The sequence below is a fragment of the Kitasatospora sp. NPDC004272 genome (assembly GCF_053603035.1).
Genome location: NZ_JBSGET010000270.1, coordinates 1 through 2,693, shown reverse-complemented (window position 1 = coordinate 2,693; position 2,693 = coordinate 1). Strand labels below are relative to the sequence as shown.

Below are 2,693 nucleotides of genomic sequence, written 5' to 3'. Positions count from 1 at the left end.
GCCCTGACGGCGGCCGCCGCCGAGCGGTACGGGGAGCGGGCGGCGGCGGCCGTCGCGGCGGTGCTGGCCGTCGATCCGCTGGTGGAGTCGCTGCCCGCCCGGCTGCCGCGGCCGCCGTCCTGGCTGGTGGCGGAGCTGCTGCCGCCGCTCGTGCTGCGTTCGGGGGCGGTGCTGCCCCCGGTGGCGGTGCGGCGGGTGCTGGCCATGATGGCATTGGCGAAGGCCGGCACCCCGTACCCGGGGCTGGCGCAGGTCGCCGGGGAGTGCGCGCCCGGCGGGTGGGCGGCGTTCTGCCGGGCGGTGTTCCAGGACTGGCGGCTGGCCGGGATGCCCGCCAAGGAGAGCTGGGCGCTGACCCAGCTCGGCGACTTCGGCGACGACGACACCGCGCGCCTGCTGGCCCCGGTGCTGTGCCGGTGGCCGCACCAGAAGGCCGCCCGGTGGGCGAACGAGGGCCTGGACGTGCTGGCGGCGATCGGCACGGACGCCGCACTGGGGCAGCTGCACGGCGTCGCGCAGCGGGTGCGCCAGTACGCGATCCGGGCCCGCGCCCGGGAGAAGATCGCCGAGGTCGCTCTCGAACTGGGCCTGACGCCGGACCAGTTGGCCGACCGCCTGGTGCCCGACCTCGGCCTGGACCCGGACGGGACGACCCGGCTCGACTACGGCCCGCGCGCGTTCACCGTCGCCCTGGATCCGCAGCTGCGGCCGTACCTGCTGGACGGGGCGGGCAAGCGCCGGGCGGCCGTGCCCGCGCCCACCGCCAAGGACGACCCGGAGCTGGCGCCCGCCGCCCGCAAGCGCTACGGCGTGCTGAAGAAGGAGCTGCGGGCCGTCGGGGACGAGCAGATCTCCCGGCTGGAGAACGCGATGACCGGCCAACGCGCTTGGAGCGCAGCCGAGTTCGAGTCACTGTTCCTGGTGCACCCGCTGCTCCGGCAGCTCGCCCACCGGCTGCTGTGGACGGCCGGGGAGAACGGCGGTCCGGACGCCGGTGGAGCGGACGCCGGCAGCCGGACCGGCGGGTGGACCGGCGGGTGGACCGCCTTCCGGATCGCCGAGGACGGGACCTTCGCCGACGTCCGCGACGAGCCGTTCGCACTGCCCGCGGACGCGGTCGTCCGGCTCGCCCACCCGGCACTGCTGGGCGCGGACCTGGCCACCTGGGCGGAGCTGTTCACCGACTACCTGATCATCCAGCCGTTCCCGCAACTCGGCCGCCCGATCGGCGCGTTGACGCCCGACGAGCTGGCCGCGGACCGTCTGGAGCGGTTCGAGGGGCGCACCGCCCCGACCGAGGCGCTGCGGGCCCTGCTCCGGCGCGGGAACGGCTGGGCGGTCAGCGACCCGGGCCAGAACGGGTTCCGGCGGGTCGCCTACCGGCACCTCCCGGGCGGCCTGCGGCTGAGCGTCGCGCTCGCCCCGGGCCTGCACAACGACCCGGGCAGCTCCGGTCCCGACCAGGCCCTGCGGGAGGTCTGGCTGGGCACCCACCCGGGCCGGTACCGGCTGTGGGCGGCCTACTCCCGCCCCTTCGCCGAGCTGGACGCCGCCACCGCGAGCGAACTCCTCGCCGAACTCGCGGAGTTGACCGGCACCGCGTGAGCCGTACCGGCCGAACCGCCCCGGTCGAACCGCGCCCGACCCCGCCCCGCGCCCGACCCCGCACCGCACTGTCGGCGGGCCCCGCTACGGTGCGCCGGTGGCCACCGCAGTGGTGCCCACCGGTTGGGCGGGGCGGAAGGGGCGGGTCGTGCAGCAGGGGACGCGGGTCAGGGAGGGCGTGCTGCCGGACGAGGACCGCTTCGTCCTGCCGGATGCGTGGAACGGCTGGGAGGTGCTGCCGCGCCGGAACGGCACCCTGGTGCCGGACGTGGACTGGCCGGGGGCGGGGGCGGTCGACTCCGAGGAGCAGTGGATCCAGCTGGTGCGGGACCGGATCGCGGCGGTGCTGGCCGCGCCCGGCAGCGACCCGGGGCTGTGCCGGGCCGTCCGGGCGTACCTGGACGGTGCGGCCGATCCGCTCGGCGCGGGCGCCCTGGCCGCGCTGATCCAGCCGCCCGGAATCCGGGCCAGGGTCCCGCACCCGGTGGACACCGAGCCGGTCGGCGCGTGGACGGCCCGGCACGGGCTGGCGTTCGCCGTCCGGGCCGCCGTCGCGGCCTTCGGCGTGGACTACGGCGACGGCACCCACATGCCGGGCGAACTCCGGTCCCGGTGGCGGGAGTTCGCCCCGTACCCGAACCGGCCGGGGCAGTGCCGGGCGCTGTACCGGGTCCGCCAGTTGGTGGCGCTGGCCGACGGGTGGACCTACCGGGAGGCCCGGGCGGCGGCGGAGGCGGAGCGGGGCACCGAGCTGGGGCGGGTGCTGACGGCGTTCCTGTTCCCGGAGGCCGAGGGCTGGGTGGACGCCTGCCTGGGCGAACTCCCGCCGCACGGCGCCCCGGAGGCGGAACTGCGGCGCTCGCTGCTGCTGCTCTCGCTCGACCGCCCCGAGCAGGTGCGGCGGCTGGACGCCCGGGTCGCTCCGGGCGAGTGGGACCCCGCGCTGATCGCCGCCCTGGCCGACGGCCTGGGCACCGGCTGCGTGCCGCTGCTGGCCGCCGCGAACCGCCGCTCGCCCTCCTCGGTCAGCGACACCAGCGAGGCCCGCCGGTCCAGCGGATCGGTCTCCCGGCGCAGCAGCCCCAGTT

At 77.4% G+C, this 2,693-nt stretch carries 1 protein-coding gene and 1 pseudogene; both read left to right on the top strand.

Features of this window, described 5'->3' with window-relative positions; genetic code table 11:
* A partial coding sequence (locus ACWEO5_RS38300; RefSeq protein WP_452166679.1) for a DUF4132 domain-containing protein occupies nt 1–1,605 on the top strand: 1,605 nt, incomplete at its 5' end.
* 97 nt (nt 1,606–1,702) lie between these two features.
* Nucleotides 1,703–2,693: pseudogene (locus tag ACWEO5_RS38295) on the top strand (hypothetical protein); the annotation flags it as partial.